The sequence below is a fragment of the Devosia sp. LjRoot16 genome, from assembly GCF_964252795.1.
In the GTDB taxonomy this organism is placed as follows: domain Bacteria; phylum Pseudomonadota; class Alphaproteobacteria; order Rhizobiales; family Devosiaceae; genus Devosia_A.
The window spans coordinates 1,284,927-1,311,487 of the sequence record NZ_CAXUPH020000001.1; the positions used below are offsets into that span (position 1 = coordinate 1,284,927).

The 26,561-nt window shown below is 65.7% G+C and carries 28 protein-coding genes; 8 read left to right on the forward strand and 20 right to left on the reverse strand.

Features of this window, described 5'->3' with window-relative positions; all coding sequences use genetic code 11:
- Window positions 1-155: 155 nt before the first annotated feature.
- Window positions 156-794, reverse strand: coding sequence for a biotin transporter BioY (locus ACSQ23_RS05885; protein ID WP_055873888.1), 639 nt, complete (start codon window positions 792-794; stop codon window positions 156-158).
- A 66-nt stretch (window positions 795-860) separates the two neighbouring features.
- Between ACSQ23_RS05885 and ACSQ23_RS05890 the strand changes: the two genes are divergently transcribed.
- Window positions 861-1,784, forward strand: coding sequence for an MBL fold metallo-hydrolase (locus tag ACSQ23_RS05890; RefSeq protein ID WP_436090039.1), 924 nt, complete (start codon window positions 861-863; stop codon window positions 1,782-1,784).
- 138 nt (window positions 1,785-1,922) lie between these two features.
- On the opposite strand, the gene ACSQ23_RS05895 is transcribed toward ACSQ23_RS05890, so the two are convergent.
- The 4 genes from ACSQ23_RS05895 to pdxH form a co-directional block, all read right to left on the reverse strand.
- Window positions 1,923-2,747, reverse strand: coding sequence for a DUF1499 domain-containing protein (locus ACSQ23_RS05895; protein WP_436090040.1), 825 nt, complete (start codon window positions 2,745-2,747; stop codon window positions 1,923-1,925).
- Between the two features lie 238 nt (window positions 2,748-2,985).
- On the reverse strand, window positions 2,986-4,098 hold the full coding sequence (locus tag ACSQ23_RS05900) for a M48 family metallopeptidase (RefSeq protein ID WP_055873895.1): 1,113 nt from the start codon (window positions 4,096-4,098) through the stop codon (window positions 2,986-2,988).
- Entirely contained in the window at window positions 4,098-5,264 is a 1,167-nt protein-coding gene (locus ACSQ23_RS05905) for a DUF898 family protein (RefSeq protein ID WP_436090041.1), read from the reverse strand. The genes ACSQ23_RS05900 and ACSQ23_RS05905 overlap by 1 nt, the downstream gene beginning before the upstream one ends.
- Before the next feature lie 100 nt (window positions 5,265-5,364).
- A complete protein-coding gene (pdxH, locus tag ACSQ23_RS05910) occupies window positions 5,365-6,000 on the reverse strand; it encodes a pyridoxamine 5'-phosphate oxidase (RefSeq protein WP_055873901.1) in 636 nt (211 codons plus the stop codon).
- A gap of 109 nt (window positions 6,001-6,109) precedes the next feature.
- On the opposite strand from pdxH, the gene ACSQ23_RS05915 reads away from it, so the two are divergent.
- A complete protein-coding gene (locus ACSQ23_RS05915; protein WP_055873904.1) occupies window positions 6,110-7,066 on the forward strand; it encodes a DnaJ C-terminal domain-containing protein in 957 nt (318 codons plus the stop codon).
- Window positions 7,067-7,243: 177 nt separating this feature from the next.
- On the opposite strand, the gene ACSQ23_RS05920 is transcribed toward ACSQ23_RS05915, so the two are convergent.
- Window positions 7,244-8,173, reverse strand: a complete 930-nt coding sequence (locus ACSQ23_RS05920; protein ID WP_436090042.1) for an L-threonylcarbamoyladenylate synthase — start codon at window positions 8,171-8,173, stop codon at window positions 7,244-7,246.
- A 67-nt stretch (window positions 8,174-8,240) separates the two neighbouring features.
- Between ACSQ23_RS05920 and ACSQ23_RS05925 the strand changes: the two genes are divergently transcribed.
- From ACSQ23_RS05925 to ACSQ23_RS05940, 4 genes are all read left to right on the forward strand, one after another.
- Complete coding sequence (locus ACSQ23_RS05925; RefSeq protein ID WP_055873909.1) at window positions 8,241-9,170, forward strand: histone deacetylase family protein; 930 nt, start codon at window positions 8,241-8,243, stop codon at window positions 9,168-9,170.
- A gap of 26 nt (window positions 9,171-9,196) precedes the next feature.
- A complete protein-coding gene (locus ACSQ23_RS05930; protein WP_055873912.1) occupies window positions 9,197-9,451 on the forward strand; it encodes an exodeoxyribonuclease VII small subunit in 255 nt (84 codons plus the stop codon).
- Window positions 9,452-9,541: 90 nt separating this feature from the next.
- Window positions 9,542-10,144: an SCO family protein gene (locus ACSQ23_RS05935; protein ID WP_055873916.1), complete on the forward strand. Its 603-nt coding sequence runs from the start codon at window positions 9,542-9,544 to the stop codon at window positions 10,142-10,144.
- Window positions 10,141-10,881, forward strand: coding sequence for a TlyA family RNA methyltransferase (locus ACSQ23_RS05940; RefSeq protein ID WP_436090043.1), 741 nt, complete (start codon window positions 10,141-10,143; stop codon window positions 10,879-10,881). The genes ACSQ23_RS05935 and ACSQ23_RS05940 overlap by 4 nt, the downstream gene beginning before the upstream one ends.
- A 25-nt stretch (window positions 10,882-10,906) precedes the next feature.
- On the opposite strand, the gene ACSQ23_RS05945 is transcribed toward ACSQ23_RS05940, so the two are convergent.
- The 5 genes from ACSQ23_RS05945 to ACSQ23_RS05965 form a co-directional block, all read right to left on the reverse strand.
- A complete protein-coding gene (locus ACSQ23_RS05945; protein WP_436090044.1) occupies window positions 10,907-11,512 on the reverse strand; it encodes a hypothetical protein in 606 nt (201 codons plus the stop codon).
- Between the two features lie 271 nt (window positions 11,513-11,783).
- A complete protein-coding gene (gene aroC, locus ACSQ23_RS05950; protein ID WP_055873928.1) occupies window positions 11,784-12,890 on the reverse strand; it encodes a chorismate synthase in 1,107 nt (368 codons plus the stop codon).
- A 345-nt stretch (window positions 12,891-13,235) separates the two neighbouring features.
- A complete protein-coding gene (locus ACSQ23_RS05955; protein WP_436090045.1) occupies window positions 13,236-13,784 on the reverse strand; it encodes a GNAT family N-acetyltransferase in 549 nt (182 codons plus the stop codon).
- A 23-nt stretch (window positions 13,785-13,807) separates the two neighbouring features.
- Window positions 13,808-14,437, reverse strand: a complete 630-nt coding sequence (locus tag ACSQ23_RS05960) for a histidine phosphatase family protein (RefSeq protein WP_055873932.1) — start codon at window positions 14,435-14,437, stop codon at window positions 13,808-13,810.
- Window positions 14,438-14,487: 50 nt separating this feature from the next.
- Window positions 14,488-15,300, reverse strand: a complete 813-nt coding sequence (locus tag ACSQ23_RS05965; protein ID WP_436090046.1) for an enoyl-ACP reductase FabI — start codon at window positions 15,298-15,300, stop codon at window positions 14,488-14,490.
- A gap of 108 nt (window positions 15,301-15,408) precedes the next feature.
- On the opposite strand from ACSQ23_RS05965, the gene ACSQ23_RS05970 reads away from it, so the two are divergent.
- Entirely contained in the window at window positions 15,409-16,824 is a 1,416-nt protein-coding gene (locus ACSQ23_RS05970; protein ID WP_055873938.1) for an FAD-binding oxidoreductase, read from the forward strand.
- A gap of 192 nt (window positions 16,825-17,016) precedes the next feature.
- Here the strand turns inward: ACSQ23_RS05970 and ACSQ23_RS05975 are convergent, their stop codons facing one another.
- The 9 genes from ACSQ23_RS05975 to ACSQ23_RS06015 all read right to left on the reverse strand — a co-directional run bounded on the left by ACSQ23_RS05975 (window position 17,017) and on the right by ACSQ23_RS06015 (window position 25,811).
- Window positions 17,017-18,435, reverse strand: a complete 1,419-nt coding sequence (locus tag ACSQ23_RS05975; protein ID WP_436090047.1) for an amidohydrolase family protein — start codon at window positions 18,433-18,435, stop codon at window positions 17,017-17,019.
- A gap of 68 nt (window positions 18,436-18,503) precedes the next feature.
- On the reverse strand, window positions 18,504-18,980 hold the full coding sequence (locus ACSQ23_RS05980; protein WP_055873941.1) for a hypothetical protein: 477 nt from the start codon (window positions 18,978-18,980) through the stop codon (window positions 18,504-18,506).
- Between the two features lie 49 nt (window positions 18,981-19,029).
- A complete protein-coding gene (locus ACSQ23_RS05985) occupies window positions 19,030-19,344 on the reverse strand; it encodes a hypothetical protein (RefSeq protein ID WP_055873942.1) in 315 nt (104 codons plus the stop codon).
- An 8-nt stretch (window positions 19,345-19,352) separates the two neighbouring features.
- Entirely contained in the window at window positions 19,353-20,033 is a 681-nt protein-coding gene (locus ACSQ23_RS05990) for a L,D-transpeptidase (RefSeq protein ID WP_055873945.1), read from the reverse strand.
- Window positions 20,030-20,944, reverse strand: a complete 915-nt coding sequence (locus tag ACSQ23_RS05995; RefSeq protein WP_436090048.1) for an ABC transporter substrate-binding protein — start codon at window positions 20,942-20,944, stop codon at window positions 20,030-20,032. The genes ACSQ23_RS05990 and ACSQ23_RS05995 overlap by 4 nt, the downstream gene beginning before the upstream one ends.
- 407 nt (window positions 20,945-21,351) lie before the next feature.
- Window positions 21,352-21,618: a helix-turn-helix domain-containing protein gene (locus ACSQ23_RS06000; RefSeq protein ID WP_436090049.1), complete on the reverse strand. Its 267-nt coding sequence runs from the start codon at window positions 21,616-21,618 to the stop codon at window positions 21,352-21,354.
- A gap of 22 nt (window positions 21,619-21,640) precedes the next feature.
- Complete coding sequence (locus ACSQ23_RS06005; protein ID WP_436090050.1) at window positions 21,641-22,672, reverse strand: helix-turn-helix domain-containing protein; 1,032 nt, start codon at window positions 22,670-22,672, stop codon at window positions 21,641-21,643.
- A gap of 448 nt (window positions 22,673-23,120) precedes the next feature.
- On the reverse strand, window positions 23,121-24,356 hold the full coding sequence (gene arcA / locus ACSQ23_RS06010) for an arginine deiminase (protein ID WP_436090051.1): 1,236 nt from the start codon (window positions 24,354-24,356) through the stop codon (window positions 23,121-23,123).
- Between the two features lie 18 nt (window positions 24,357-24,374).
- Window positions 24,375-25,811 carry a basic amino acid/polyamine antiporter gene (locus tag ACSQ23_RS06015; protein ID WP_436090052.1) on the reverse strand — a complete coding sequence of 479 codons (1,437 nt, stop codon included), beginning with the start codon at window positions 25,809-25,811 and terminating at the stop codon, window positions 24,375-24,377.
- A 359-nt stretch (window positions 25,812-26,170) separates the two neighbouring features.
- Here ACSQ23_RS06015 and ACSQ23_RS06020 point away from each other — a divergent pair, with 359 nt between their 5' ends.
- Window positions 26,171-26,491: a hypothetical protein gene (locus ACSQ23_RS06020; protein WP_055873961.1), complete on the forward strand. Its 321-nt coding sequence runs from the start codon at window positions 26,171-26,173 to the stop codon at window positions 26,489-26,491.
- Window positions 26,492-26,561 lie beyond the last annotated feature (70 nt).

The window sequence follows — 26,561 nt, forward strand, 5'->3', positions numbered from 1 at the left end:
AGATCTTTGATTTGGTCGCGCTTTCGATCCCCGGATCAAGTCCGAGGAGGAAAAGTCTACAACTTTTCCTGAAAGCGCTCAGGCGCTACGGGGCGCTGACAAAGAGAAAGGGCCGGTCAACTGACCGGCCCTTTTTACAATTTCTGGCGAGGCGTTCAGGCCTTTTTGGGCAGCAGCTTCCAGATCCCGACGACGCTGACCGCCGCGAAGGCCATCTTCAGCACGTCCCACAGGATGAACGGAGCCACGGCGCCGTTCCAGGCGGTACCGATGAGGTTGGTGGCATCGAGCCAGCCGGGCAGCGTGGCGCCGGACTGGACGATCACATTGGCGACGACCAGCAGCCAGGTGAAGCCGAAAGCGAACAGCACCGCGTCGGCGAGGAGCATCGCGCCGAACAGCAGCACGATGCGGCCGGAAGCGCCCAGATCGGCGGCACGGCCGATGATGTAGGCCATCGGCAGGTAGCCGAGAATGAAGCCGAAGGACGGGCGCATGATGTAGTCGAGGCCGCCGCCGGTGGCAAAGACCGGCAGGCCCGAGAGGCCCTGGACGATGTAGAGCGCCACGGTGGCGACGCCGATGCGCCAGCCGAAGCCGGCAGCGAGGGCGGCGACCGCCATGGTCTGCAGCGTCACCGGGATCGGCATCACCGGCACCGAGATCTTGGCCGACAGCGCCAGCACCAGCGAGCCAAGCACCACAGTGACGAGGTTTGCCACGAGGCGAGCCGACTGCGACTTGGGCGAAAGCACGCCGAGAACCGTGTTCGGCGTGGTGAGCGTCAAGGCCATTGCCAATCCTTCATCAACAGGAGCATTTCTAGCGCCGATTACTAGTCGCTCGCCTGGGAGAGCGCAATGGCTGGCCAGCCGCCGGCGCTGAGCTTCAACACGACGTTCGACGCAGCGACCGGCCACCCCGTGACGGCGGCTCCGGGCCTCGTCCGCATCACCGCTCCCAATGCCGGCCCCTACACCTTCAAAGGCACCAACAGCTTCATCGTCGGCCATGACCGGGTGGCGGTGATCGACCCTGGCCCGGATGACGGCGCGCACCTGATGGCGCTGACCAGCGCCATCGCCGGTCGCCCGGTGGAGGCGATCATCCTCACCCACACCCATATCGACCATTCGGCGCTGGTCCCGAAGCTGAAAGCGGCTACCGGCGCCCCGGTCTGGTCCGGCGGCAAGCATCGGCTCAGCCGGGCGCGGCGGTTGTTCGAGGTCAATGCGGTCGGCGGCGAAAGCGACTGGGGCCTCGTGCCGGATCGGGTGCTGCAGGATGGCGAACACGTCGCGATCGACGGCATCACCCTCGAGGTGATCGCCACCCCCGGGCATTGCGCCAACCACCTCGCCCTCGGGATCGCCGGCACGCCCTGGCTGCTGACCGGCGATCACATCATGGGCTGGAACTCGACCCTCGTTTCCGTGCCCGACGGCTCGATGGCCGACTACCTGCACTCGCTCGAAAAGGTGATCGGCCTCGGCTATGGGCACTACGCGCCGGCCCATGGCGGCAGCATCGAGGATGGGCCCGACTATGCCCGGGCGCTGCTGGCACACCGGCAGGAGCGCAACCGGCAGGTGGTCGCGGCGGTGAACGGCGGAGCCCGCAAGATTGGCGACCTGCTGGCGCCGATCTATCCACAGCTGGCCCTGCCGCTGCATGGGGCGGCGTTGATGACGCTGAAGGCGCATGTCGAGTACCTGGTCGATCGCGGCCTGATCGGCGCCACCTACGGCCCGTTCGGCACGACGCTGTTTCCGTCCCGCGCGTAAGCAAGGGCGTCATCGTTGCGGTGAACGACCGCCAAACTTCCCACCTCCCCGATGTCATCCCAGCGAGTTTGGTCGAGCTGCGGTGGCAAAATTGCGCAGCCCGCCAGCGCGTTCGATGATTTGTGGTACTCGGCCCGCCTACTCGGCGTCATCATCCGGCTCGCCTTCGGCGGGCGGCGGCGGGGTTTCGGTGTCGGGCGCTGCCGGCGCCTGCGGCGCATCGCGCAGCGTCAGGGTGATCTTCTGGTCGAGCGCGAGGAGGAATTCCTCGATCCGCTTGCCGTTCTCGCCGAAATCGTGGAAGCCGCCGAGCGGCACCGAGCGCATGTCGATGACCGAGCCCTGCGCCGTACCGGTCACCCGGATCGCCACCTCGTCGCGCCAGCCGAACAGCGTCACCGCAATGGCGTTGATCTGGCCGATATCGAGCGCCGTCGGCGGGGCGCGGCGGGTGCGCACATCCCAGCCGCGGGCCTCGACCAGATCGTCGACAATGGCGAACATCTCGGTGGCATCGATGGGGTAGGTACGGGCCTGGACGTTGGGGAAGGTGGCGGCGATCTCGGCCCGCAGCGGTGCGCTGGTGGGCGCGACGCGCACCGGCGAGAGCAGCGGCAGCGGGTCGGCGATATCGGTCGTCACCTCGTTGACCATCGGGTAGCGCATCGCCTCATAGCCGAGATAGGCAAAGGGCAAGAGGCAGACGATGCCGAAGAACAGGCCCCAGCCGGCCTTGCTCCAGCCCTGGTCGCCGGTCATCCACAGCCGTCCGAAAGCGCCCAGCGCCAGGAAGATGGCCAGCGCCGCTACTCCCGCCGCCACCGCTTCGATGACAGCGAAATCGGAACTGGTGATCAGCTGTTCGCGGTGCAGCAGCACCGGGATGATGGTCAGCGGCAGCGCCAGGCTGCCGAAGCGCCGGGCCCAGATTGCCCATTTCGAGGTGCGGATGAGAATGCGCATCGTGCCGGCCGGAACTGCAACAGAGCTAAGGGATAAGCACGGCGGGGCGCTTCGTGCAAAGCCTCGCAGAAGAAAGTTGTTGAGGGCGGCCGCTCAGAGCATCCCACCGCTTCGTTGAAATCGGTGAAATGCCAGAGCGTTTCAAAGAAGCGCTCGAGGTCTTTGACTTGGTCGCGCTTTCGAGGTGGAAAAGTCCGCAATCCCCGCCTTCGCGGGGACAGGCTCTTCCTGAAGTGCTCTAGCACATCGCCTTGATCGCCTGCCATTCGGCCTCGGAGAAGGCCGGGCGGGTGGTAGTGGGCGCAACCTCGAACGCTTCGAGCGCAGCCCGCCGCTCGTCGGTCAAGGGATGGGTGTTGAGCAAAGCCAGCGTGCGGCTCATCGTGTTATCTGCCGCGATCCGCTCGAGCAGGGTCGCCAGCGCCAGCGGCGAAAAGCCGAGGCGGTTGCCGGCAGCGCCGGCAAAGGCGTCGGCCTCATGTTCCGCCTCGCGCGAGAAGCGGCTGTCGATCAGCGTCGCGCCGGCAGCCGCCGCGACCGACAGGTTGGTCATGTCGCCGAGCACGAAGCCGACCAGCAGGCCCGTCGCCGAGCTCTCGATCAGCATCTCCATGCCGTGCCGGTGGACCACGTGACCCAGCTCATGCGCGAGGACGCCGGCGAACTCATCGGCGGTTTCGGTCCGCTCGAGCAGCCCGGAGAAATAGTACACTTGGCCGCCGGGCAACGCGAAGGCGTTGGTCAGCGGCGAGCGGACCACCGTCACCCTGGGGGTGAAGGGCGAACCGGTTTCCGCCATCACACTGGCAGCGAAGCGGTCGATGGCCCGGTTCGCCTGACTGAACTCCGAACCGCAAGCCTGGAAACCGACGCCGTTGCTCAGCATGCCCTCGATCTGCATCCGAGCCCCCTCGCCGAGCCGGGTCTCCCAGGTCGGCGGCACCAGCGGGGTGACACTGTCAGCCAGCACGGGGACCCCGAACACGTAGGCGGCGATCACCGAGGCAAGCGCCGCCACGGCGATCCCGAGGACGCGCCGCTGTTGCCCACGCTCGAGCTGCGCGCGCCGGCCGAGGCCGGGGATGGCTTCGCGCAACGCCGTGTTCCACTCGCCGGCCGGTACACGCAGGCGCGCGCCATAGGGCCGGCCGGTGGCACCGAGCCGCAATTCATCGCCGAGCCCGGTCACCTCGAACAGCGCGTCGACCGGCCAGCGGTCGATCTCTTCGCGGGTGTCGCGATCGGCAATGATGAGCTCTGCCGGCGCGGCATCGCGGGTCAACGCGAAGGTGACGTAGCGGCGGGCCGCCACAAGCCCGTCATAGTAGCGTCCGACCGGCTCCATCTCCATCAGAACGACCCCACGTTGAGCGCATCGGCGAGACCCTCGCCGGCCAGCGCCTTGTCTTCGTCGCCGGCCCGGACGGTGCTGAGGCTCTCGAGGCCGGTGATGGTGGCGCCGCGAGCCACCAGCATCCAGTAGCCGCAATCGAGATACACCTCGGCCATCAGGCCCAGCGTCGCGAGGCTCACCAGATAGCCGCCAAGCGCCAGCGCCACGCCGATCCACCCAGCCCGGGCGATGCCGGCGAGCGAGGTGAAATCGAACTGGCCCTGTACCACCAGGGTGACGAGGAAGCCGACGAGGCCGATGATGACGAATGCCACCACCAGCATGCCGGAATAGGCCGCGAACTGCAGCGCCAGGGCGCGCGCCTTGATCTCGACGCGGAGGCGCGCTGCGCCCAGATGCACCTCGGAGAACATCCGGCTGCTCTCGCGGGCACGATAGTAAAAGAAACAGGCAAAACCGACGGGAATCGCCAGCAGCAACAGGATCGCCGTCTCCGGGCCTGAGGCCACAAACCGGATCGACACGGCGACAGCGCTTACTGCGGCGACCGCATAGGCGCGGTAGAACGGGCCGGCAATGGTGCGCCAGCTGCCGGTGAAGCTGAACTGCCGATCACCGTACCAGGTGTTGCTGTAGCGGTAGCGCCAGAGGTCGGCGGACATGAACGGGTAGGCGAGCCCGGCGGTGACGACGACCAGCAGCGACCACAGGAATTGCCGCGTCGCATAGACCCAGGCATTGCCCTTCTGGTCGAAGCGGATGCCGCGCCACAGCGTGCGCGACAGCCGGAAGTCGCGCCCGCGATAGCTGGCATAGCCGAACAGGAACCAGAACAACGTCGCGACGATGCCATAGCCGACCATCACTACAGCCCCGACCTGGGTCGAGAGGTAGAAGAAGACGATGTAGAGCGGCAGGAAGACCGCCAGCGCGATCAGAAAGCCGATCAGCAGCTGCAACGGCGTGCCGGTGTATTCGAGAGCATCGCCGTCGATGCTGGTGTTGTGCCAGTAGAACTGGCGCTTCACGGTGGTGACCCAGAAGCGATAGAGGCCGAGGGTCGGGAACATCAGGAGGTAGCCGCGGACCAGCCGCCAGAACAGTTCGGCGCGCGTACCGGTGAACTTGGCCGGGACGCGACTGATCCTCGCATCACCAAACATTGTTGTAATACTGGCCACGCCACCCCCCCCAACGCGCCCGGCATGTTGCGATAATCGTGGCGTTATTGGCAAGCACCGGGCAATTGCCGGCGCTCAGTATTTACGGGTAGAGCCGCTGCCGGCTCCAGGCGCCATCCGGCAGGGCGCGGGTGAAGCGCACCCGATCGTGCAGGCGGTTGGCGCCATCCTGCCAGAATTCCATCACCTGCGGGATGACCCGGAAGCCCGACCAGTAGGTCGGCCGATTCACTGGCTCGTCTTCGCGAAAACTCTTCTTCAGGGTCTCGACCCGCTCGAGCAGGGCATAGCGGTTGGCGAGCGGCCGTGACTGCTTGGACGCATGGGCGCCGATCTGGCTGACCCGGGCACGCGTCGCGAAATAGGCGTCGGCCTCCTTGTCGGCGACCACTTCCACCGGCCCACGCACCCGGATCTGCCGGCGCAGCGTCTTCCAGTGCATGACGAAGGCGGCCTTCGGATGCGCCAGCAGCTCGCGGCCCTTGTCGCTCTCGAAATTGGTGAAAAAACAGAAGCCTCTGCTATCGCGCTGGTTGAGCAGCACCATGCGCACATCCGGCAGACCGTCGGCATCGACGCTCGCCAGCGCCATGGCGTGCGGATCGTTGGGTTCGCTTTCCTGAGCCGCGGCGAACCACTCCTCGAACAGCGAGCAGGGATCGATCGGCGCAGTATCGGAATCGTCGAACAGCCGCTCGGTAAGTGTCGTTGCCGGCATGGTTTTACCCTCGTGACGCGCCAGTCTGGACAAGCCCGGAGCGCATGGCCATATAGGATGGCGCGGGCCGCGAAAGCAAATCCCAACCCGCCCCGAATTGAAGGAACCCATGCGCGACCCGTATACCGTGCTCGGGGTGCCGAGGTCCGTCACCGAAAAAGACCTCAAGTCCGCCTATCGCAAGCTCGCCAAGGCGCATCACCCCGACCAGAACCAGGACGACCCGAAGGCCCACGCGAAGTTCGCCGAGGTCTCGTCGGCCTATGATTTTCTCAGCGACAAGGACAAGCGCGCCAGCTACGACCGCGGCGAGATCGACGCCGACGGCAACCCCCGCTTTGCCGGCTTCAGCCGTGGCGCGGGCGGCGGCGCACGCCCCGGTGCAGGGGCCGGCGCAGGCGGCTTTTCGGCCGAGGACATCCTCAAGGAATTCATGTCCGGCTTCGGCGGCCAGCAGCGCGGGCCGACGCGCGGCGCCGGCGGCAGCCAGAGCTGGGATCCGTTCACCGGTGCATCGAGCGGCGGCTTCCAGGGCGGCCGCACCACCGGGATGGGCGGCGAAGACATCAACGCTACTGTCACGGTGACGCTCGAGGAAGCGCAGGCCGCCGGCAGCGTGCCGCTGCGCATGCCGACCGGCAAGGTGCTGAACGTCAAGCTTCCCGAAAAGGTCGAGGAAGGCCAGCAGATCCGGCTCAAGGGCCAGGGCCACCCATCGCCGTATGGCGGCGCGCCGGGCGATGCCATCGTCACGGTGAAGTTCGAACGGCACAAGCAGTTCCGCCGCGATGGTGCGGACCTGCGCGTCGATGTGCCGATCACGCTCTATGAGGCGGTGCTGGGCGGCAAGGTGCGCGTCCCCACTCTCGATGGCTCAGCCGAACTGAACCTGCCGCCCTCGGTCAACACGGCCAAGGCGCTGCGGCTCAAGGGCAAGGGCCTGCACGGCGCTGGCGACCTCTATGCGACGCTCAGGGTGGTGCTGCCCGAACAGGGCGACCCCGACCTCGAAAGCCTGATGCGCTTCTGGCGCGACCAGAAGCCATACAAGGTGCGGGACAACTAGAGGCACTTCGCGGACGGACGAGATGATCCGCCGTCTCGCTTACTTCACCGGGTCATTCCCGCGAAAGCGGGAACCTCTGTTTTCTTGGCCGTGGCACCATCGCAAACGGAGGTCCCCGCTTTCGCGGGGATGACTCAGTGGGTGGGGCACCTCCACAGACACAACTTGAGTGACGCGTCAGCCTCGCGGCGCCGCGGCCCGTTTCAGCCGATCGTTGATCGCTTCGCCGAGCCCCCTACGCGGGATCGGCGCTACGGCGATCCGCGTGGCGCCTTCATCGAGCTGGTGCAGCATGGCAAACAGGTTGCGGGCGGCCTCGCGCAGGTCGCCGCTCGGCGACAGGTTGGCGCCATCAGGACCGGGTCCGAAGCCGAGCCAGGTCTCCCCCGCCTCCGCCCGCTCGGCATCGAGGCGCAGGGTGGCGTTTGGCGCGTAGTGGCTCGCCAGCATGCCGGGCGCGGCAATTGCCGCATCGTGTCTCGCCACCGCCACCGGCCGGCCGATTGCCGCCTCGACCTCGTCGCGCGGCAGGGCGCCGGCGCGCAGCTGCGTCACCACGTCACCCTCCACCGCCAGGATGGTCGACTCCACCCCGGCCTGTGAGGCGCCACCTTCGAGCACTGGCACGGCGCCGTTGAAGGAACGCTCGACCTGCGCGGCGGTGGTCGGCGACAGCTTGCCGGAGCGATTGGCAGAGGGTGCGGCCAGTGGCCGGCCGGCAGCGCGGATCAGCTCCAGAGCCAGCGGATGGTTCGGGATGCGGATGCCAACAGTATCGAGACCCGCGGTGACCAGGTCGGAAAGCCCGGCTTCCGGGCGCTTCGGCAGTACCAGGGTGAGCGGACCGGGCCAGAATTCCGCGAGCTTGTGGGCCATCGGGCTGAAGCTCACGAAGCGCTCGGCCATGGCGAGATCGGCGACGTGGACGATCAGCGGATTGAAGCGCGGCCGCCCCTTGGTCTCATAAATCTTCAGCACCGCATCGGAATTGGTCGCGTCGGCGCCCAGCCCATAGACCGTCTCAGTAGGGAAGGCGACGAGCTCGCCGGCGCGCAGTCGCGCTGCGAGCTCGGGCAGATCGGAGTGGGAATGAACGGCGCTGGCCATGGCGCGAGGTTTGACAAGCTGGTGAGCACAACGTCAAGCTATTGGCGCAGCGACAGTTCCCGAGCCCATGGCCACTCTTCTCGTCTCCCAGCCCAATTTCGAAAGCCACGCCACCCCAACCGGGCACCCCGAACGGCCCGATCGCATCCGGGCGGTCGAGGAGGCGCTGAGCGCCGACCGCTTCGCGCGGCTGGTCCGCCGCGAGGCGCCGTCGGGCGACCTGACGCTGGCCGAGCTGGTGCATGACGCCAACTACCTGAGCATCCTCACCCGGGCCAGGCCGGCCGAAGGGATCGGCCAGATCGACGAGGACACCTTCATCTCGTCGCGCTCGCTCGAGGCGGCGTCGACGGCGCTCGGCGGCGGGCTCGCGGCGCTCGAAGCGGTGGCGCTGGGCGAAGTGCGTAACGCCTTCTGCGCCGTCCGCCCGCCCGGACACCACGCCGAGATCGACCGGCCGATGGGCTTCTGCCTGATCAACTCGATCGGCGTGGTGGCGCGCGAGGCGCAGCGCAAGTTCGGGGCCGAGCGGGTGGCGATCGTCGATTTCGACGTCCACCACGGCAATGGCACCGAGGACATCTTCAAGGCCGATCCGACGGTATTTTACGCCTCGAGCCACCAGATGCCGCTCTATCCCGGTACCGGCTCGCCGAGCTTTACCGGCGTCGGCAATATCTGCAACGCCGCGCTTCAGGCGGGCAGCGGCGGGGCGGAGATGCGCGCCGCGTATACCGAGCGGATCCTGCCGGCGCTGGAGGCGTTCCGGCCGGATTTCCTGCTGGTCTCCGCCGGCTTCGACGCCGACTATCGCGATCCGCTGGCCGGACTCAACTGGCACCCCGAGGATTTTGCCTGGGTCACCGAGCGGCTGGTGGATGTGGCCGAGCGGCTGTGCGAGGGACGGCTGGTTTCCATGCTGGAAGGTGGCTACGACCGACACGGGCTCGCCACCGGCGCCGCCGCGCATGTTGAAATGTTGATGGCCACCAGCTAGCAACGAGGCCCATCGAAGGAACTGCCATGTCCGATTCCCCCGCCACCGCCGACGATATCAAGCTGATGAGCTTCGAGGCGGCGTTGCGCGAACTCGAGGGCATTGTCGGCAAGCTCGAAAGCGGCCAGGCGCCGCTGGCCGAGTCGATCGCCATCTATGAGCGCGGCGAGGCGTTGAAGGCGCATTGCGAGGCACTGCTGAAGCAGGCCGAGATGCGGATCGAAAAGATCACCCTGCGCAACGGCCAGCCCACCGGTACCGAGCCGCTCGACCCGCAATAAGCCTTCACGCCTCGGTGAGTGCGCGACAATGACACGCGCCAGGCTGTGCCGGCTGGCGCTATAAGGCGCCAACTCATCTGGGCAGGAACCATGGCCGACACTTCCTCACCGGCGCTGGCGCGCTTCCGCATCATCCTCTGGACGCTGGTCGTAGTGGCCGCGCTCGGCGCCACGGCTTTGTTCATCTTCCGGCCGCCCTCGGCGCCGCTCGGGGTGACCGGCAAGCCGTTCACCATGGAATCGACGCTTGGCGGCGCCTTCACCGAGGCGAGCCTCAAGGGCACGCCGAGCCTGGTGTTCTTCGGCTATACGCACTGTCCCGATGTCTGCCCGACCACGCTGGCGGAATCGACAGTCTGGAAGCAGGAGCTGGGGCTCGGCAACGAGCAGCTCCGCACCATCTTCGTCACGGTCGATCCCAAGCGCGACACCAAACAGGTGTTGGCCGACTATCTGAGCCCGTTCCCCGGCACCATCGGCCTTGTCGGCTCCGACGAGCAGACGACGGCGGTCAAGGCGTCGTTCGGCGCGGCTTCCGAGACCACCGAACCTGACGCGGATGGCTTCTACCTGGTCAATCACACTGCCTCGGTGTTCCTGATCAACAAGGACGGCAATTTCGAAGGCACTATCGCCTATGGCGAGGGCAAGGAAGCCGCTATCGCCAAGATCAAGAAGCTCATCGCCTCGTGAGCGATCGCATCCGCCTCGACCAGGCGCTCGAGGCTCGGGGACTGTTGCCCAGCCGGGCTCGGGCGCGTGACGCGATCCTGCGTGGCACGGTGACGGTCAACGGCGTCGTCGCCAGCAAACCCAACCAGCAGGTCGCGGCAGATGACAGCATCACTCTCGACGACCCCGCCGCGCGCTATGTGTCGCGCGCGGCGCTGAAGTTGGTGGCCGGCCTCGAGGTCGGCGGCATCGAGCCGGCCGGACGCGTCTGCCTCGATCTCGGCGCCTCGACCGGCGGTTTCACCCAGGTGCTGCTCGAACGTGGGGCGGCGAAGGTCTATGCCGTCGATGTCGGGCACGACCAGCTGCATGAGCGGGTGAAAGCGGACCGGCGGGTCGTCTCGCTCGAGGGCGTCAACGGCCGCGACCTGACGGTCGAGCTGATCCCCGAGCCGATCGAGCTGCTGGTCTGCGACATCAGCTTCGTTTCGATCCTCAAAGTGATCGATCCGGCCCTGGCGCTTGCTGCTCCGCAGGCCGAGGTGGTGATCCTGATCAAACCGCAGTTCGAGGTCGGCCGCGAGAATATCGGCAGGGGCGGCATCGTCAGCGACGAAACCGCGATCGCCGCGGCGGTCGAGCGGGTCATCGCGCATTTCACTGCCGCCGGGTGGGAGCGCCGGTTCACCGTCGCTTCGCCGATTGCCGGCGGCGATGGCAATCGTGAGGTGGTCGCCGGCTTCCGCCGCCGGGACTAGGGCGCCTCACATTGTGGCAAAGCCGTCAGACAGCGTGCTGTCCGAACAACTTGGCCATGAAATGCGTGTGCGGCGCCGCCCGCGCCTTGAAGCGGTGGCCGCGGACCTCGCGATCCAGCACCCTGACGCCCCGCCGTGGATCGCGCTCGAGCACCAACCTGGTGTGCGGCGAGATGCCGAGCCGCAATTCCGCACCGCGGTCGAGCCGGCGCCGGTCAGGGCCAAGGTAATCCTTGGTCTCGATATAGACCTGCTCGCGCAACTGATCGGCCAGCCGCTCGGCCAGCTCGTCGCGCCGCGCAGGCAGGCTGATGACATCGTCGAAACCGAAGCGGACATAGCGCACCACGGTCTCGGCCGCCCGGTCGGTGGTGAACAGGATGATCGGCGAGTAGCAAAGCTGCGAGGTTCGCTCCGCACGGATAGCAGAGATGGTGTCGACCAGTTCCTCGTCCCGCATGCGGTAATCGAGGAAGAAATAGGTGATCGACGTTGCCGAGCGGCCGGCATATGCGGGGTTGCCGAGGCCACAGACCACCTCGCCGAAGCCGAGCTGATGCGCCACGGTTTCGAGCGCCAGACTATCACGCAGATTAGCGGCCATGACGTAAGCGCGGCAGGACTCGAACATCTGATAACCCTCAGCTGTGTTAGTGTGACCGCTTAGTCATCTCGCGCTTACCCGTAGAAATAATCCAGCAAGAGCAATGGCTTACGGCCTATGCTCACAGCAGGCGCCTTGCCGCAGAGGCGGTCAATGCGCACTAGCGCGTGTTCCGCGCCGACAATTTTCGCAATTCTAAGGGTCAGCCCGCGGGGCCCTGCCAGCGAGCCCCGAGCAGCTCAGTGTGAATTGTCGCGCTTTCGAACCGGAAAAGTCTGCAACTTTTCCTGAAAGCGCTCTAGTAGCCGATGCCGCCCTCGCGGCCGGTCTGGCCCCGATGGCGCAGGAAATGGTCGGCCAGCACCACCGCCATCATCGCTTCGCCGATCGGCACGGCCCGGATGCCGACGCAGGGATCGTGCCGGCCCTTGGTGATGACCTCGGTGTTTTCGTTATGCGTCGTCACCGTCTGGCGCGGTGTGATGATCGAGGAGGTCGGCTTCACCGCGAAGCGGCAGACGATCGGATCGCCGTTGGAAATGCCGCCCAGGATGCCGCCTGCCTTGTTCGAGGTGAAATACGGCCCGGCATTGCCGGCCCGCATCTCGTCGGCATTCTCGATGCCGGTGAGTTCGGCCGCCTCGAAGCCGGCGCCGATCTCGACGGCCTTGACCGCATTGATCGACATCATCGCCGAGGCGAGGTCGGCACTGAGCTTGCCGTAGATCGGGGCGCCCCAGCCGGGCGGCACGCCTTCGGCCACCACTTCGATCACCGCACCGACCGAGTTGCCGGCCTTGCGAATGCCATCGAGGTAGACTTCCCACTCCTTGGCGGCGACCGGGTCGGCGCAGAAGAACGGGTTGTTGTCCACCTCGGCCCAGTCGAAGCGCGCATAGTCGATCTTGTGCGGGCCGATCTGCACGAGGCTCGCGCGTACCGTGACATTGGGGATCACCAGCCGGGCCACCGCGCCGGCGGCGACGCGCGCCGCGGTTTCGCGCGCCGAGGCGCGGCCCGAGCCCTTGTAGTCGCGGATGCCGTATTTCTGGTGATAGGTGAAGTCAGCGTGGCCGGGACGATACTTGTCCTTGATCTCCGAATAATCCTTGGAGCGCTGGTCGGTGTTCTCGATCATGAGCGAGATCGGCGTGCCGGTGGTTTTCAGCTGGCCGTCGCGCTCGTCCTCGAAGGCGCCGGAGAGGATCCGCACCTGATCGTCCTCGCGCCGCTGCGTGGTGAAGCGCGACTGGCCGGGCTTGCGCCGATCGAGATCGCGCTGAATCACCTCGGCCGAGATCGGCAGCCCCGGCGGGCAGCCATCGACCACCACGCCCAGCGCCGGCCCATGGCTTTCGCCCCAGGTGGTGAAACGGAACAGGTGGCCGAAGGTATTGAAGCTCATGAGAATGCCCCGAAGACTGCCGCGGTTCTAGGGGCACGCGGCGAGACGGTCAATCGAGCCAGTTCTCGACCGGGTCATTCGAGCGGGGTGCGGGGGTCTGGCGGCAGCGAACTGTCATCGACATCCGGGAACTCGCGAAAGGCTTCCCACTCGCTGAACAGCTCGGCGAACGTCCTGGGTGGCGCCGTTCCCGGGCGAATTCGACAGGGATGCGCACGGCCTGATTGCGACCGTTGCGGAAAATGCTGGTGGTACGAAGCTGCCGCTGTGTCACGGCCACCCCCTTTGGCATATGCCAAGACATCCCCCATCAGCTCCGGACTTCAACCGGAACCGAGACTCCCTTCAGTCGCCCTGCCTGCCGACGAGCGTCTTGCTCAGCACAACACTGCGATAGTTGGTGTGTTGCCACTGGGTACGCTCGATGAAGCGGTAGCCGAGGCGCGTGTACCACTCGACGAGGTGCACTGCCGGTTCCGCTGTATCGAGCGCCAGTTCCCGGGCGCCGGAGGCAGCGGCGCGGTCTTCGACATCGGCAATGAGCCGGCGTCCGAGGCCTTGGCTCTGGAGCTCGGGCTCGACCGCGAACTGGCCGAACGAGGCGACGTCGGATCGATCGTACCAGGGGCTGCCATTGGTGCGGGAAGCATCGCGGAACAGGATGGTGCCGCAGATCACCCCATCGGCGACGGCGACGAAGCACTCGCCCGATGCGATACGCTTCTCGGTGACCTCGGCACTCTGATGCGTCGCCCAGAAGCGCAGCCCCATCGCGGCGAGGTGCGCATAGGCGCGGTGCAGCAGCTCGGTCAGCTCAGCCGCCGAGTCGGTGTCGAGCCAGGGCCGGATCGCGATGGCGGCCAGGGGTGGCGGATCGTCCCCGGTGCTCTTCAACGTGGCCTCCCAAGCTCGTCCGCTCAGTCGTCCCAGCTGTGACCAGCCGGATAGACGACGCTCTTGCCGTCGATGAAATGCACCACCGAATCTTGCGGCGGGAACCAGTTCACTGCGCGCTCGGCCGGAAAATCCTCGATCAGGCGGCGCAAAATCCTGAGGATCCCGCCATGCGCCACGATGATCGCCGGCGCTTTGAGCGTGTCGGTGGCAAAGCTCAAGATGCGCTGCGCCACATCCTCATAGCTCTCGCCCGAGGGCGGGCGGAAATTCCAGAAGCTGGCGTCGCGCTCGCCGGCGATCGCCATCTCGCCGGAACTGAGCTCGGTGTGGAGCCGGCCTTCGTAAATGCCGAACGATACCTCGACCAGCCGCTGGTCGAAGACCACCTCGGGCAGCGGCACAGAGAAGGCCGAACGGACGCGGGCCATGGTCTCGCGAGTGCGGCCGAGTGGCGAAGCGTGCCAGGTGAAATCGGCCGGGCTGCGACCGGCCCGCTCGAGGATCTGCACCAAGAGCTTACCGTTGAGATCGGCCTGGCCGCGGCCGATATCGTTGAGCGGGATGTCCTTGGACCCCTGGTAGCGCCCCTCGGCGTTCCAGTCGGTTTCGCCGTGACGGATGAAATAGAGTTCAGGCCAGGTGATGGACATATCGACGCTCGGAAACGAAAGGGGCCGCCTTGCGGCAGCCCCGGGATAAATCAGGCGGTGGGCGCAGTGGCGTCGGCTTCATCGTCGACATGCATGCCGATGATGTTGAAGCCGCAATCGACATACTGCACCTGGCCGGTGACGCCGGAGGCGAGATCGCTGAGCAGGTAGAGCGCGGCCGAGCCGACTTCTTCCTGGGTGACGTTGCGCTTCAGCGGCGCCGCCTTCTCCTGGAAGTGCAGCATGGTGCGGAGCCCCGAGATGCCGGAGGCCGCCAGGGTCTTGATGGCGCCGGCCGAGATGGCGTTGACGCGGATGTTCTGCGGGCCGAGGTCATGCGCGAGGTAGCGCACCGAGGCCTCGAGTGCGGCCTTGGCGACGCCCATGACATTGTAGTTCGGCACGTATTTTTCGGCGCCGTAATAGGTCAGCGTCAGCAGCGAGCTACCGGGGTTCAGCATCGCCTCGGCGCGCTTGGCGACGGCGGTGAACGAATAGACCGAGATGTTCATGGTGAGCGCGAAGTTCTCGGCGCTGGTGTTGATGTAGCGGCCCTCGAGCTCGTCCTTGTTGGAAAAGCCGATGGCATGGACGAGGAAATCCATCGTCCCCCACTTGTCCTTGAGCACCCGGAAGGTCTCGTCCATCGCCGCGTCGTTCGACACGTCGCACTCGACCAGCGTGGTGACGCCGATCTCGGCGGCGAGCGGCTCGACGCGCTTCTTCAGCGCCTCCCCCTGGTAGGAGAAGGCGATCTCGGCGCCATGGTCGGCGAGGGCCTTGGCGATGCCCCAGGCGATCGAGCGGTTGTTCGCCACGCCCATGATCAGGCCCTTTTTGCCGGCCATCAGCCCCTGCGCCATCGTCGTGCTCCGTCTTCATTGTCTCGTTGGCGCCGCTTGTCGCATAGCGACCGGTAGCGGGCAAGTTCGCCCTTGCGCCAACCCCGCTCAGGTCTATCTTCCCCCGCCATGACCACGCTCACTGCCAAAGATATCGTCCGCGCCCTGAAGCCGCTGGTCGGCGATGGCGGCGCGCTGCTCGCCGATCCCGCGGAGATGACGAGTTACCTGACTGAGCCGCGCAAGCGCTTCCACGTGCCGGCAGTGGCGGTAGCGCTGCCGGGGAGCGTCGCGGCGCTGCAGGCGATCTGCCGCTGGGCCAACCAGCATCGGGTGCCGCTGGTGCCACAGAGCGGCAATACCGGTCTGGTCGGCGGCCAGGTGCCGCTCAGCGGCAATGAGGTGATCGTCAACCTCTCCCGCATCAACCGGGTGCGCGAAGTCAATGCCGCAGCCGGGCACATGACGGTGGAAGCCGGGCTGATCCTCGAAGAAGCGCATAAGGTGGCGGAAGCCGCGGGGGCGATTTTCCCGCTGTGGCTGGCGTCGCAGGGCTCGGCCCGTATTGGTGGCGTCTTGAGCTCCAATGCCGGCGGCGTGCAGGTGCTGGCCTATGGCAATGCCCGCGAGCTGACGCTGGGGGTCGAGGCGGTGCTGGCCGACGGGCGGCTCTACAACGGGCTCAACGCGCTGAAGAAGGACAATACCGGCTACGACCTCAAGGACCTGCTGGTCGGGGCCGAAGGCACGCTCGGCTTCATTACCGCGGCGACAGTAAAGCTGTTCCCGATCCCCGAGGCACAGGAAACGGCGCTGATCAATGTGGCCGATCCCGGCGTGGCGCTGCAGTTGTTCTACCTCTTGCGCGAGCGTGCCGGCTCGCGGCTCACCGCGTTCGAGCTGATGAACCGGTTCGGCATCGACCTGCAGCTGAAATATGGCCTGTTGCCGCGCGACCCGACCGCCAGCCTGTCGCCCTGGTATGTGCTGGCCGAAGTGAACCGGATGAAAGGCGGTGCGCCCGGCGCATTGCAGGCGGCGCTCGAACAAGCGCTCGGCAGCGGCCTCGTCGCCGATGCGGTGGTCGCCGAGTCGGAGGCCGATCGCACCTTGATGTGGGCGGCGCGCGAGCAGATGAGCGAGGTGCAATCGAAGGAAGGCGCCTCGATCAAGCACGATGTCTCGGTGCCGATCGGCGCCGTGCCGCAGCTGATCGCCGAGGGCAGCGCCGCAGTGGAGCGCGCTATCCCCGGTGTGCGGCCCTGCCCGTTCGGCCACATGGGCGACGGCAACATCCATTTCAACTTCAGCCAGCCCGCCGGCGCCGACTCCAAGGCTTTCATGGCGCGCGAGGCCGACGCCAACGCGGCCGTCTATGAAGTGGTGCGCAAGCTCGGCGGTTCGGTGTCGGCCGAGCACGGCATCGGGCAGCTGAAATCCGCCCTGCTGCGGCAGGTGAAGGACCCGGTGGCGCTCGAGATGATGCAGGCGATCAAGGCGGCGCTCGACCCCAACGGAATCCTCAACCCGGGCAAGGTGCTTTAGCTAGCTGGAGCGACGGAGCGAAGCCATCGACGGCGAGCTCCCCTCCCTCAATCCCCCCTCCTGGCGAACGCGGTAACGCCGCGGGGGGAGGGAAGCGACGACTGCCAGCAAGGTCGAGCTGGCACGCCTCAAGGCCAGCGATGCAAAAGAGGTGCCCTGCCCCCCAGGTCGGGCGAGGGCACCGAGTAGCGGCTAGTTGGTGGGGAGTGTATTCTTGTAGATCTTGCCGTCCTTCATGATCACCACGAAGTTCGCCGGGTTGGCCACGAGGTTGATGTTGGCGATCGGATCGCCCTCGACCAGCAGCAGGTCAGCGAGTGCCCCTTCCTCGACAACGCCGAGTTTGCCCGGATAGGGGTTGCGTAACCCGGTCAGCTGCAGCAATTCGCCGTTGGTGCCGGTCGCCATGGCCAGGGCCTCGGCCGGCGTATACCAGCGCGTCAGCAGCGTGAGCATATGTCCCTGCAATTGCGCCATCGCCGGAGAGAACAGGATGTCCGTGCCGAAGGCGGTCTTGATACCGTACTGCTTGGCCCAGCCATAGATGCGGTCGGTGCCGGTGATCACCTGCCGCAGCCGCGCGCGGCTGTCCTCAGGAAGCGTGACGCCCTCCTCGAAGCTCTCGTCGAATGGCTGGGTCGAAAGCCAGATGCCCTTCTCGGCCATCGCCTTGGCGTCCGCCTCGTTCATCAGATGGCCGTGCTCAATCACCTTCACCCCCACCGACAGCGCTCGCTCGATCGCTTCGGGGGTATAGGCGTGGACGGTGACGTAGGTGCCCCAGTTGCTCGCCGCCTCAACCGCGGCCGTCAGTTCGTCGGCCGTGAAGGTCGATGCATCGAGCGGGCTGAACGGCGACGCGACACCGCCGCCTGCCGTCAGCTTGACCTGCGAAGCGCCCAGCATCAACTGCTCGCGCGCCCGCATGCGCACCTCGTCCGGACTGTCGGCGATCATCGCCACGCCCAGTTCTTCCATGCGGGTCAGCTCACCCGGCCGGCGCGGCAGCTCCCACTGGTGACGGAAATCGCCATGGCCGCTGGTAACGCTGATGATAGCGCCCGATGGATAGATCCGGGGGCCATCGATGAGCCCCTCGTCGATGGCCCGCTTCAGGGAGAAGACCGGACCGCCCACGTCGCGTACGGTAGTGAAGCCACGCATCAGGGTGGCCCTGGCCTCGTCCGCCGCCAGCAGCGTGGTGTAGCCGGCATCGTTGTTGAGGCCCTCCTCGGGGGTCGAGCGGATAAGCATGGCGTGCCAATGCGCATCGATCAGCCCGGGCATCAGCGTGCGACCAGCACCCTCGATCACACTGGCGCCATTCGCTTCGATCGGAGCGGCGGAGATGGCAGCGATCTTGCCGTCTTCGACCAGCACGTTGGTCGGCTCCGTCAGTGCATCAGCCTTGCCGTCGAAAACCCTTACATTCTCGAACAGCACGCTGCTGCTCGCCGCGTCCTGCGCGAAGGCGGTGCCCAAGCCAAGAACGAGGGTGACAAACAGACCAGCTCCTGCCAGCGGCGCTCGCAGTTTCGCGCTCGTCCGGGGCTGGAACGGCTTCCGAGCCGTGAGGCTTGGGGGGGTATTTGACGCTCTGGACACTTGCATCTCTCCGTCGTGTTGGTTCCGGCACTTCAGGCGGGCATGGAGCCCGTAGGCTCCGTGCCCGCCGATGGTCAGTTGCGAGTGGCGGTGAAGGTGCGAGGTCTCTCGCCGCGCACCGTCGGGTGATAGGTGCAACGCAGGGTACGGATGCGCGGCGACTGGCCGACGATGACGCGTCCGATGGTCCCCAGCAGGCCGCCGTAGTTCCGGCAATCCATCGAAGCCCGTTCCCAGGCGCGCCCGCGATTGCAGGAGGCGCGCTGCAGGTCGACGATGATGTCACGCCCAGAGGTACGCCAGGTCAGGCGGCCGTCGCAGCTCACGCCGCCGCCGCGGACTTGATAGGTTCCGCGCCGTTCCAGGCAGAACGTCAGCCGGTACGGGCCATAGAGGTTCTGGTTGGCACGGAAGCAGCCGCTTACGGGAACACCCACCGGATGATCGGGGACCATCACCAGCGGTGCAACGTCCTGGGCGAGCACGGCCGGCGACTGCAACGCTGCAAGCACCAGGACAGCGCTGAGCAGCAATTTCATGAAGCGATACATTGTCTTGTTCCTCCTTGTTGAGCACCTTCACGGTCGTCTGACGGCGCGCTCAGGTGCGAGCGAGTGACTGGATGCTGCCATTCTGGTCGATGACGCAAAGTGCCTGCCCGGTTGGCAGCTTGACCTCCACTTCAAACGCCGTTCCGGTGGCGCTCGGCCGCGACGCGGTCGGCAGGACGCCATCGGCCGGAACGCCGAAACGGCTGGCTGCCTCGCTGGCGCACAGCAGTTGCAGATCAGCCGGCGCCGTCAGCGCGCTGGAGCGGATGGTGGCGGCCGGCGGTGTGGTCGAGGCGCAGGCCGCGGCGGCAAGCAGCAGCGCCGGAATGCCGATACCCCTGAACAGGAATGCAAATGCTGCCATGTGACCTCCTAGACGCCGCGATAGAGGGCCGCGCCGGACATGAGAACGACAACCTTCGCCCCCACGGCGACTCGGGAGTAGAGATCGGTCACGTCGTCGTTGTTGAGCCGGATGCAGCCGGACGAGATGTTGAGCCCGATAGACCAGGGTTCGGCTGTCCCGTGGATGCGGTAAATGGTGTCCTTGCCGCCCTCGTAGAGGTACATGGCGCGGGCACCCAGCGGGTTGTCGGGGCCGCCCGGCATGCCATTGGCCCACTGTGCAGACTTCGGATCACGCGCAATCATCTCAGGGGGCGGCGTCCAGGTCGGCCACTCGACCATCCGGCCTATGGCGACGATGCCCGCCCAGCCGAAACCGTCGCGTCCCACCCCGATGCCGTAGCGGATCGCCTGAAACTCCGGCTGCACCAGGTAGAGGAAGTGCCGGTCCCCATCGATGATGACGGTGCCAGGTTTCTCGGCGGTCCTGAACGGAACCAGCTGTCGCTTGAATTCCTCCGGCACTGAGCCATAAGCCGCATAGTATTGCTGGGCCCGGCGCGGATCATAATCGATCCACTTCTTCCGCTTCGCATCGTAGATCTGCGAGTAGATGGCCTGTGCCTGCGCCGGCGCACCAATCAAGCCCGCCGCCAGACCTGCCAGGCCGAGTTCGAGCAACCGGCGCCGTGACGGGCCAACACTCATTCGAACCACCCGTCTATTCGGGCGCGGTGCTCGGCGAGCCACTCATGCGCGGCAGCCTCCGGCGACTTGCGTTCGACCTGCAAGGCGTAGCTCATCCCGGCTATGTCCTCGGCTTCAAACTGGATCCTGCCGAGGATGTCGGCCACTGCCGGGAGCTCGGTTTTGAGTCTGGTCGCGAAGGCGATCGACAACGAGGACACATCCCAAGCCGTCTCGGCCCGCGAGTGTTCCAGCCAGTCGGGGTCGCCGGCCGGCGCGACAAGCTGCCATGCCGCAGCGTCGAACGCCGGTTCCGCCAGCATGACCACATCGTGCAGGACGAACACGTGGTGCGGCGAATAGCAGTAGAACACCAGCGGTTGCGCCAGGGCGACGCTTGCGTCGACCGCCGCCATTGCCATGTCTTCCGGCGCTTGCAGCAGTTGCATGGTCTGGTCATAGCCGGCACTTCTGGCCCTGACCCGCTCCACCTGGGTCGAGAACCAGGAGGCATCGCCGATCCAGAGTTCGCCCCTGCCGTCGTCGTCGCTATCGAAGGCGGCGGCGATATCGGGGTTGGTGAGGTCCGAGACGGCCTTGATGCCGGTTTGATCTATGGCCGCCCGCGTGGCGCAAATGCCTTGCTTGCCGGTGACTGAGCGTGTGCTGACGGTCACGGCAGCCCCAGCCCGACTGACAGCGGCATCGAGGTTTGGCGACCATAATTCGGGGTAGACGTCTATGTCGCCCCGGGCGATCGAGGTCAGCAGGCCGACGGAGCCCCGTTCGACATAGACAGGCGTGACCCCGGTCCGCTCGGCCAGTACTTGACCGATGACGTAGGCGCTGACCTTGGCGGAGGGCCAGGCGGTGATGCCGACCACGATCTCCTGGGCGGCAGCCACCCCGGTCGAGCAGGTGATGAGCGCCATCAGCACAAGAGCGCCCATGCGCCCTCCGACCGATGATCGCAGGCACCGGTGCGGTTGGTCCGCGTTGCTCATGGCGGCCCCGCTTCGGGGGCGACGGCCTATCGAAATGCACACCGACAACTGCCCACCCGCCCAACGCTAGCCACACGACAGGCGCCACCGCGACCTTGGCCGGGAAAGGTGGAAGCAGCGCCGCATCCTTCGTCGAACGCTACTGTCCGTTGCGAGCGGAAGAGAATAGCCCTCCGTCCCAATCCTGTGCTGTCGGTCCAAGGCGTTAGTCAGCATCGGCAAGCTCCCCCTGCCGCAGGCGTAGTTCGGCCAGATCCGCACCCCATGAGACAAAGCGCACACGCGGCCGAGAGCGGCCCAATGCTGCGACGTCAGGGCCGTGAGATCGTCGCGTGTCAGGCCAGCGCGGCGAAGATTTCGGCCAGGCTGGAGATAGCGCCCGCCGATGCCTTGTGCGGGCTGAGCGCGGGAACCCGCTCGGAGCGGGCCTCGGTGGGGCTGTAGCCAAACTGATGTTTGAACGCCCGGCTGAACTCGGAAGGGTCGTCGAAGCCCAGCTCGCGTGCAATGGCGTAGACTGGCCGGGTATCGCCTGGCGTCGACAATGCCCGGTGCGCGGATGTATCGCGCCACTCCGTGGCTCGGGCAGATCCCTGGCGCATCCCGATCGGGTTGCCGACGGCCCTAGGAAACGGCTCTGATGACTTCGGCCAGATTGGATGCCGCACCGGCCTGCGCCTTGTGCGGGTGCGGCGCCGGAACCCACTCGGAACGCGCTTCGGAGGGGCTGTAACCGAACTGGTGCTTGAAGGCCCGGCTGAACTCGGAAGGGTCATCGAAGCCCCGCTCGCGCGCGATCGCGTAGACCGGCCGGGTATCGCTCGCAGTTGACAGCGCGCGGTGCGCATCCAGCAGCCGCGCCGATCGAATATATCGCGCCACCCCACCCAGAGGTTCAAACAGGCGGTACAGCGAGCTTCGCGACATCCCCAGATAGCGGCAGAGTTCCCTCGTATCGAGGCGCGGCTGAAGCAGGTTGTCACGGATGAACTGCTTTGCCCGCTCTATTTGCGTCGCCTGGATAGCGGGCATGGCCTGCTCCATCGCACTTCGGCTGGGAGCCGCACAGGCGACGATCATATTGCGAGTGGCGTCGACCAACATGGGCAGTTGGTCCACATCCAGCAGTGGCAACTGCCGGTACAGCGATCGCAGATAATCTACCAGCAACCTGCCAGGACCAGCCGGAAGGTTGGTTCCATGCAACCGATCGAGTTCTGATGCGTGGGGATGGCAGAGGTCGCGCGGAACGACGAGAAACAAGACATCGATGTCGCTATTGGAGCCGCGGTCATCCCGGTGCAGCGCCCGAACCTGACAACGACCAGCTCCCGCCACGGCGGCCCCTCCATCAGCAACGATGGTGCCGCTCGAGGGCGCGCATAAGGTCCAATGATCGAACCCATCGGCCCGAAGCAAACGATCATCGCGCGCGAAAATACTCGCCTGCGTCGTCGCGCGGGCCAGCACCAGGGAGCCCAGGTTCCAGGCGGTGATCCGACCCAGAAAACCCAGTTCTCGCGGGCGTCGAGGCTCAATCGACAGAAATGGCACAATCGATTGCCACGCTTCCGCCTGCAGGTTCGACGCAATATCCGCCGTCGTAAAGGCGTGCCGCGGAACATGCGCCGTGAGATTCGTGATCGCCTGGTTCATTGCTGCACTCTTGCCGCACAAGTAGTATTCAGCGATTGCAGAATGCACGAGCGGCGAGCCGACGGCAAGTGAGCGCGTGTTCGCCGACTTTATCTACATTTTCAAATGTACACTTTCGCACAATCGCATTTGATCTATTTGACTGTTGTGGTTCGTTCGCCGTGCAACGGAACGACCTAGCATTATCGAGAACCGCGAGCGCCCGGATGTGCATGGAATCCCGCCTATTGACGGTGGATCCCATTCTTCGTTCGTTTCCCGGAGCCGCGGAGGCTGTTACCGGACTAGTTGAGCGGGTCGGTCCCGTTGCTTGGGGCCGGAGGTTGCTGCCTGGTGTTCAGAGCGGGCCTCACGCCGATAGCCCCAGTTTGGTCGCCACCAAACGTTCGCAAGCGTCTGGGCGCCACTCGCGCCGACGGTTCGCACGGCAGCCGGCAAGCAACTCGCGTCAGTAGTCGACTGCATCGCGGATGATCGGACAGGTCATGCAGTGGCCGCCGCCACGCCCGCGGCCCAGTTCGGCGCCGGCGATGGTGATCACCTCGATGCCGGCCTTGCGCAGCAGCGTGTTGGCATAGGTGTTGCGGTCGTAGGCGAAAACGACGCCGGGCGAGACGCAGACGAGGTTGGCCCCTGAGTCCCACTGCGTGCGCTCGCGGGTGTAGTCATTTCCGCCGGTCTCCACGACGCGAAGCTCCTTGAGGCCGAGGGCCTCGCGCACCGTCTCGACGAGCCCCTTGTCCTTGCTGAGCTCGATACCGCCCTTGCCGTCCGGTCGGTAGGAGAAGCACTCGATCTTGTCGACGATATCGGGGTAAATCAGCACGCAGTCGCGGTCGGCGAAGGTGAAGACCGTGTCGAGGTGCATGGCGGCGCGGAGCTTGGGCATGGCGGCGATGATCACGCGCTCGACAGCCCCCTGATCGAACAGCGCCTGAGCCAACTGGGCGATGGCTTGCCGCGAAGTGCGCTCGCTCATGCCGATCAGCACGTTGCCCTTGCCGATGGGCATGACGTCCCCGCCTTCGAGCGTCGACAGGCCCCAATCCTTGGTCGGATCGCCCCACCACACATTGACCTGGCCGGCGAAATCGGGATGGAAGCGATAAATCGACGAGGTGAGGATCGTCTCTTCCTTGCGGGCCGGCCAGTAGAGCGGGTTCAGCGTCACCCCGCCATAGATCCAGCAGGTGGTGTCGCGCGTGTAGAGCGTGTTGGGGAGCGGCGGCAGCAGGTATTCGTTGACGCCAGCAGCATCGCGGACCAGCTCCATCATGCCGCCGCCATGAGTGTCGGGGAATTCATAAGTGGAGAGGCCGCCGATCAACGTCTCGGCCAACTGCCGACTCGAGAGGCCCTCGAGATAGGAACGGACCTCGTCGACGAGGTCCGGGCCAACCTGATTGGCCGTGACCTGGTTGTCGAGAATCCATTTCCTCGCGTCTGGAAGCGCCACTGTCTGTTCGAGCAGATTGTGCATCTCGACCACATCGACACCACGATCGCGCAGCTTGTTGATGAAATCGAAGTGGTCACGCTTGGCGACATCGACCCAGAGCACGTCGTCGAACAGCAGGTCATCGCAGTTGGAGGGCGTCAATCTCTGGTGCGCCTTGCCGGGTGCGCAAACCATGACTTTGCGCAACTGGCCGACTTCGGAATGCACGCCGAAGGAGGTTTGCATGATTGAAGTTCCTCGATCTCAGGGGGTGATGATGCCGGTGACCAGGCCGTAGATCCCGATGGCAGCAGCCACAACGGTGACCCCGAACACACCCAGTTCAACCGGCGTGAACAGCCGGGCCTGCTGTTCGCGGCGGGCCCAGATGTAGAGAATGATGGTGCCGGGAACGAACAGCACAGCCACCAGCAGGACGTACTTGAGCCCCGCGGCCACGAACATGAACAGCGTGTAGAGCACGGCCAGCCAGGCAATGACCTGATCGCGCAGCCGCTCGCGCGACCCGGCCTCGTAGCCGTCGCCACGCCGGGCGATCAGTACGCCGTAGCCGGCGACGAGCAGGTAGGGCAGCAGCGCGGTAACGCTCGTCATGTCGAGCATGAAGTTGAATGCATCGCGCGAGAAGTAGGTCGAGACGACGAACAGCGAGACGACGATGTTGGTCAACCACAAGGCATTGGCAGGAACGCCGTTGGCGTTCTGCGCCGCAAACAGTTTGGGCATGTCCTTCGACTTGGCAGCGGCGAACATCACCTCGGCGCAAATCAGCGACCAGGCGAGGTAGGCGCCAAGCACCGAGATCAGCACGCCGATGGAAATGAACACCGCCCCCCACTGTCCGACGACGAGCTCGAGCGCACCGGCCAACGACGGATTGGCGACGCCGGCGATGGCGGCCCGGGGAGCCGTGGCGTAGGGAAACAACGTCACGGCGACCATCAGCCCGGTCACCGCCACAAAGCCCAGGATGGTTGCCGTTCCGACGTCGGCGCGCTTTTTGGCGAAGCGCGAGTAGACGCTTGCGCCTTCGATTCCGAGAAACACGAAGATGGTGATGAGCATGGTGTCACGCACCTGCGCGACAAGGCTCTTTTCAGGCATACCGACACCGCCGAAGAAATTCTCGGCGAACTGGTCGAAGTTGAAGAAGACGATGAACAGCAGGATCGCCACGATGATCGGCACGATCTTGGCGATGGTGACGATGGTGTTGATGAAGGTCGCCTGCTCGACACCGCGCAGGATCATGAAGTGGAACGACCAGATGCCGATCAACGAGACGACGATCGCAATGACGCTGCTGCCGTCACCAAAGATCTCGGGAAAGAAGCGGCCAAGCGTCGAGCCGATCAGCACCCAGTAGAAGACGTTGCCGAGGCAGCTGCCGAGCCAGTAACCGAAGGCCGAGAGGAACCCCATATAGTCGCCGAAGCCGGCCTTGGCGTAGGCGAATACGCCGGAATCGATGTCGGGGCGCTTCTCGGCAAGCGCCTGGAAAACCCGGGCGAGCATGTACATGCCGGTGCCGGCGATAAGCCAGGCGATGATGGCGCCGAAGGGCCCCGTGGCGGTGGCAAATCGTCCAGGCAGGTTGAATATCCCCGCCCCCACCATCGACCCGACGACCATCGCCGTGAGTGCCGCGAGCGACAGCTTGCCCTTGTTGACGTCGGCCAATGGTACCCCCTGGAGCCGCGGTGCGGCGCAAACGGAGTTGCGCTCGACCTATCGAGGCTTGGACAATACCGCCGCGCAGCAGCGCGAGAATGGGCCCGCGTCCCAACGCTGATCGTTTCGTCCCAAGATCGTCGGTTCGCGTCGCGCCAGCTGACCGCCCGGCCCGGGGTCTCCTCGAGTTCACATCGAGCGGTGCAAGCCGAGCGAAGTTCGAGACGCCATCGCAAGGAATGGGACGCCACCCCAATTACCCGGCGACACCGTTGGCGCTAGGGATGTTCTGTCGTCGATTTTTGGAACCCCGACGCTGGGAGCAGTCTACTTGCGGCATCCTGCGACCGCCCTGTTCGGAGGCTATCATGTTGAGAAATCCAGCCATCGCGGCGATCAGTATCCTGATGATTGCAAGTCTCGAGCAGTCGGCGTCGGGCGCGTCGATCGGCGTGGGCAACCCTTACCCTGTCAGCACCTACACCTGCGAGGACGGGACGCGCCTGGCGGTCCGCCTCCTGGGTGATCGCGCCTCGGTATCGGTCGACGATGCGGCCGAGGTGGAACTGCCCGCCATGGGGCTGGACGGCACGACCTATTCGAACGGCAGGCTGACGCTGACCATCATCCAGGGGCGGCTGATGTGGGGCGTCGGCAGGGCCGCGCCGTCGGCGTGCACGGGTGGCTGAGCATCGCACCAACGCCCAGCGTCCTATCGCGCCGCGCGTTGCTCGCCGACGGCGTGACACCGTCAGGATC

Excerpts from the sequence above, each read along its gene's own strand:
- ACSQ23_RS05970 (WP_055873938.1), top strand. The coding sequence starts at position 15,409 with ATGACCACGCTCACTGCCAAAGATATCGTCCGCGCCCTGAAGCCGCTG.
- ACSQ23_RS05890 (WP_436090039.1), top strand. The coding sequence starts at position 861 with ATGGCTGGCCAGCCGCCGGCGCTGAGCTTCAACACGACGTTCGACGCA.
- ACSQ23_RS05995 (WP_436090048.1), bottom strand. The coding sequence starts at position 20,944 with ATGGCGCTCATCACCTGCTCGACCGGGGTGGCTGCCGCCCAGGAGATC.
- ACSQ23_RS05965 (WP_436090046.1), bottom strand. The coding sequence starts at position 15,300 with ATGGCGCAGGGGCTGATGGCCGGCAAAAAGGGCCTGATCATGGGCGTG.
- ACSQ23_RS06020 (WP_055873961.1), top strand. The coding sequence starts at position 26,171 with ATGTTGAGAAATCCAGCCATCGCGGCGATCAGTATCCTGATGATTGCA.
- ACSQ23_RS05895 (WP_436090040.1), bottom strand. The coding sequence starts at position 2,747 with ATGCGCATTCTCATCCGCACCTCGAAATGGGCAATCTGGGCCCGGCGC.
- ACSQ23_RS05980 (WP_055873941.1), bottom strand. The coding sequence starts at position 18,980 with ATGTATCGCTTCATGAAATTGCTGCTCAGCGCTGTCCTGGTGCTTGCA.
- ACSQ23_RS05935 (WP_055873916.1), top strand. The coding sequence starts at position 9,542 with ATGGCCGACACTTCCTCACCGGCGCTGGCGCGCTTCCGCATCATCCTC.
- arcA (WP_436090051.1), bottom strand. The coding sequence starts at position 24,356 with ATGCAAACCTCCTTCGGCGTGCATTCCGAAGTCGGCCAGTTGCGCAAA.
- ACSQ23_RS05945 (WP_436090044.1), bottom strand. The coding sequence starts at position 11,512 with ATGTTCGAGTCCTGCCGCGCTTACGTCATGGCCGCTAATCTGCGTGAT.
- aroC (WP_055873928.1), bottom strand. The coding sequence starts at position 12,890 with ATGAGCTTCAATACCTTCGGCCACCTGTTCCGTTTCACCACCTGGGGC.
- ACSQ23_RS05915 (WP_055873904.1), top strand. The coding sequence starts at position 6,110 with ATGCGCGACCCGTATACCGTGCTCGGGGTGCCGAGGTCCGTCACCGAA.
- ACSQ23_RS05925 (WP_055873909.1), top strand. The coding sequence starts at position 8,241 with ATGGCCACTCTTCTCGTCTCCCAGCCCAATTTCGAAAGCCACGCCACC.
- ACSQ23_RS05985 (WP_055873942.1), bottom strand. The coding sequence starts at position 19,344 with ATGGCAGCATTTGCATTCCTGTTCAGGGGTATCGGCATTCCGGCGCTG.
- ACSQ23_RS05975 (WP_436090047.1), bottom strand. The coding sequence starts at position 18,435 with ATGCAAGTGTCCAGAGCGTCAAATACCCCCCCAAGCCTCACGGCTCGG.
- ACSQ23_RS05920 (WP_436090042.1), bottom strand. The coding sequence starts at position 8,173 with ATGGCCAGCGCCGTTCATTCCCACTCCGATCTGCCCGAGCTCGCAGCG.
- ACSQ23_RS05905 (WP_436090041.1), bottom strand. The coding sequence starts at position 5,264 with ATGTTTGGTGATGCGAGGATCAGTCGCGTCCCGGCCAAGTTCACCGGT.
- ACSQ23_RS05960 (WP_055873932.1), bottom strand. The coding sequence starts at position 14,437 with ATGTCCATCACCTGGCCTGAACTCTATTTCATCCGTCACGGCGAAACC.
- ACSQ23_RS06005 (WP_436090050.1), bottom strand. The coding sequence starts at position 22,672 with ATGAACCAGGCGATCACGAATCTCACGGCGCATGTTCCGCGGCACGCC.
- pdxH (WP_055873901.1), bottom strand. The coding sequence starts at position 6,000 with ATGCCGGCAACGACACTTACCGAGCGGCTGTTCGACGATTCCGATACT.
- ACSQ23_RS05990 (WP_055873945.1), bottom strand. The coding sequence starts at position 20,033 with ATGAGTGTTGGCCCGTCACGGCGCCGGTTGCTCGAACTCGGCCTGGCA.
- ACSQ23_RS05930 (WP_055873912.1), top strand. The coding sequence starts at position 9,197 with ATGTCCGATTCCCCCGCCACCGCCGACGATATCAAGCTGATGAGCTTC.
- ACSQ23_RS06000 (WP_436090049.1), bottom strand. The coding sequence starts at position 21,618 with ATGCGCCAGGGATCTGCCCGAGCCACGGAGTGGCGCGATACATCCGCG.
- ACSQ23_RS05900 (WP_055873895.1), bottom strand. The coding sequence starts at position 4,098 with ATGGAGATGGAGCCGGTCGGACGCTACTATGACGGGCTTGTGGCGGCC.
- ACSQ23_RS05885 (WP_055873888.1), bottom strand. The coding sequence starts at position 794 with ATGGCCTTGACGCTCACCACGCCGAACACGGTTCTCGGCGTGCTTTCG.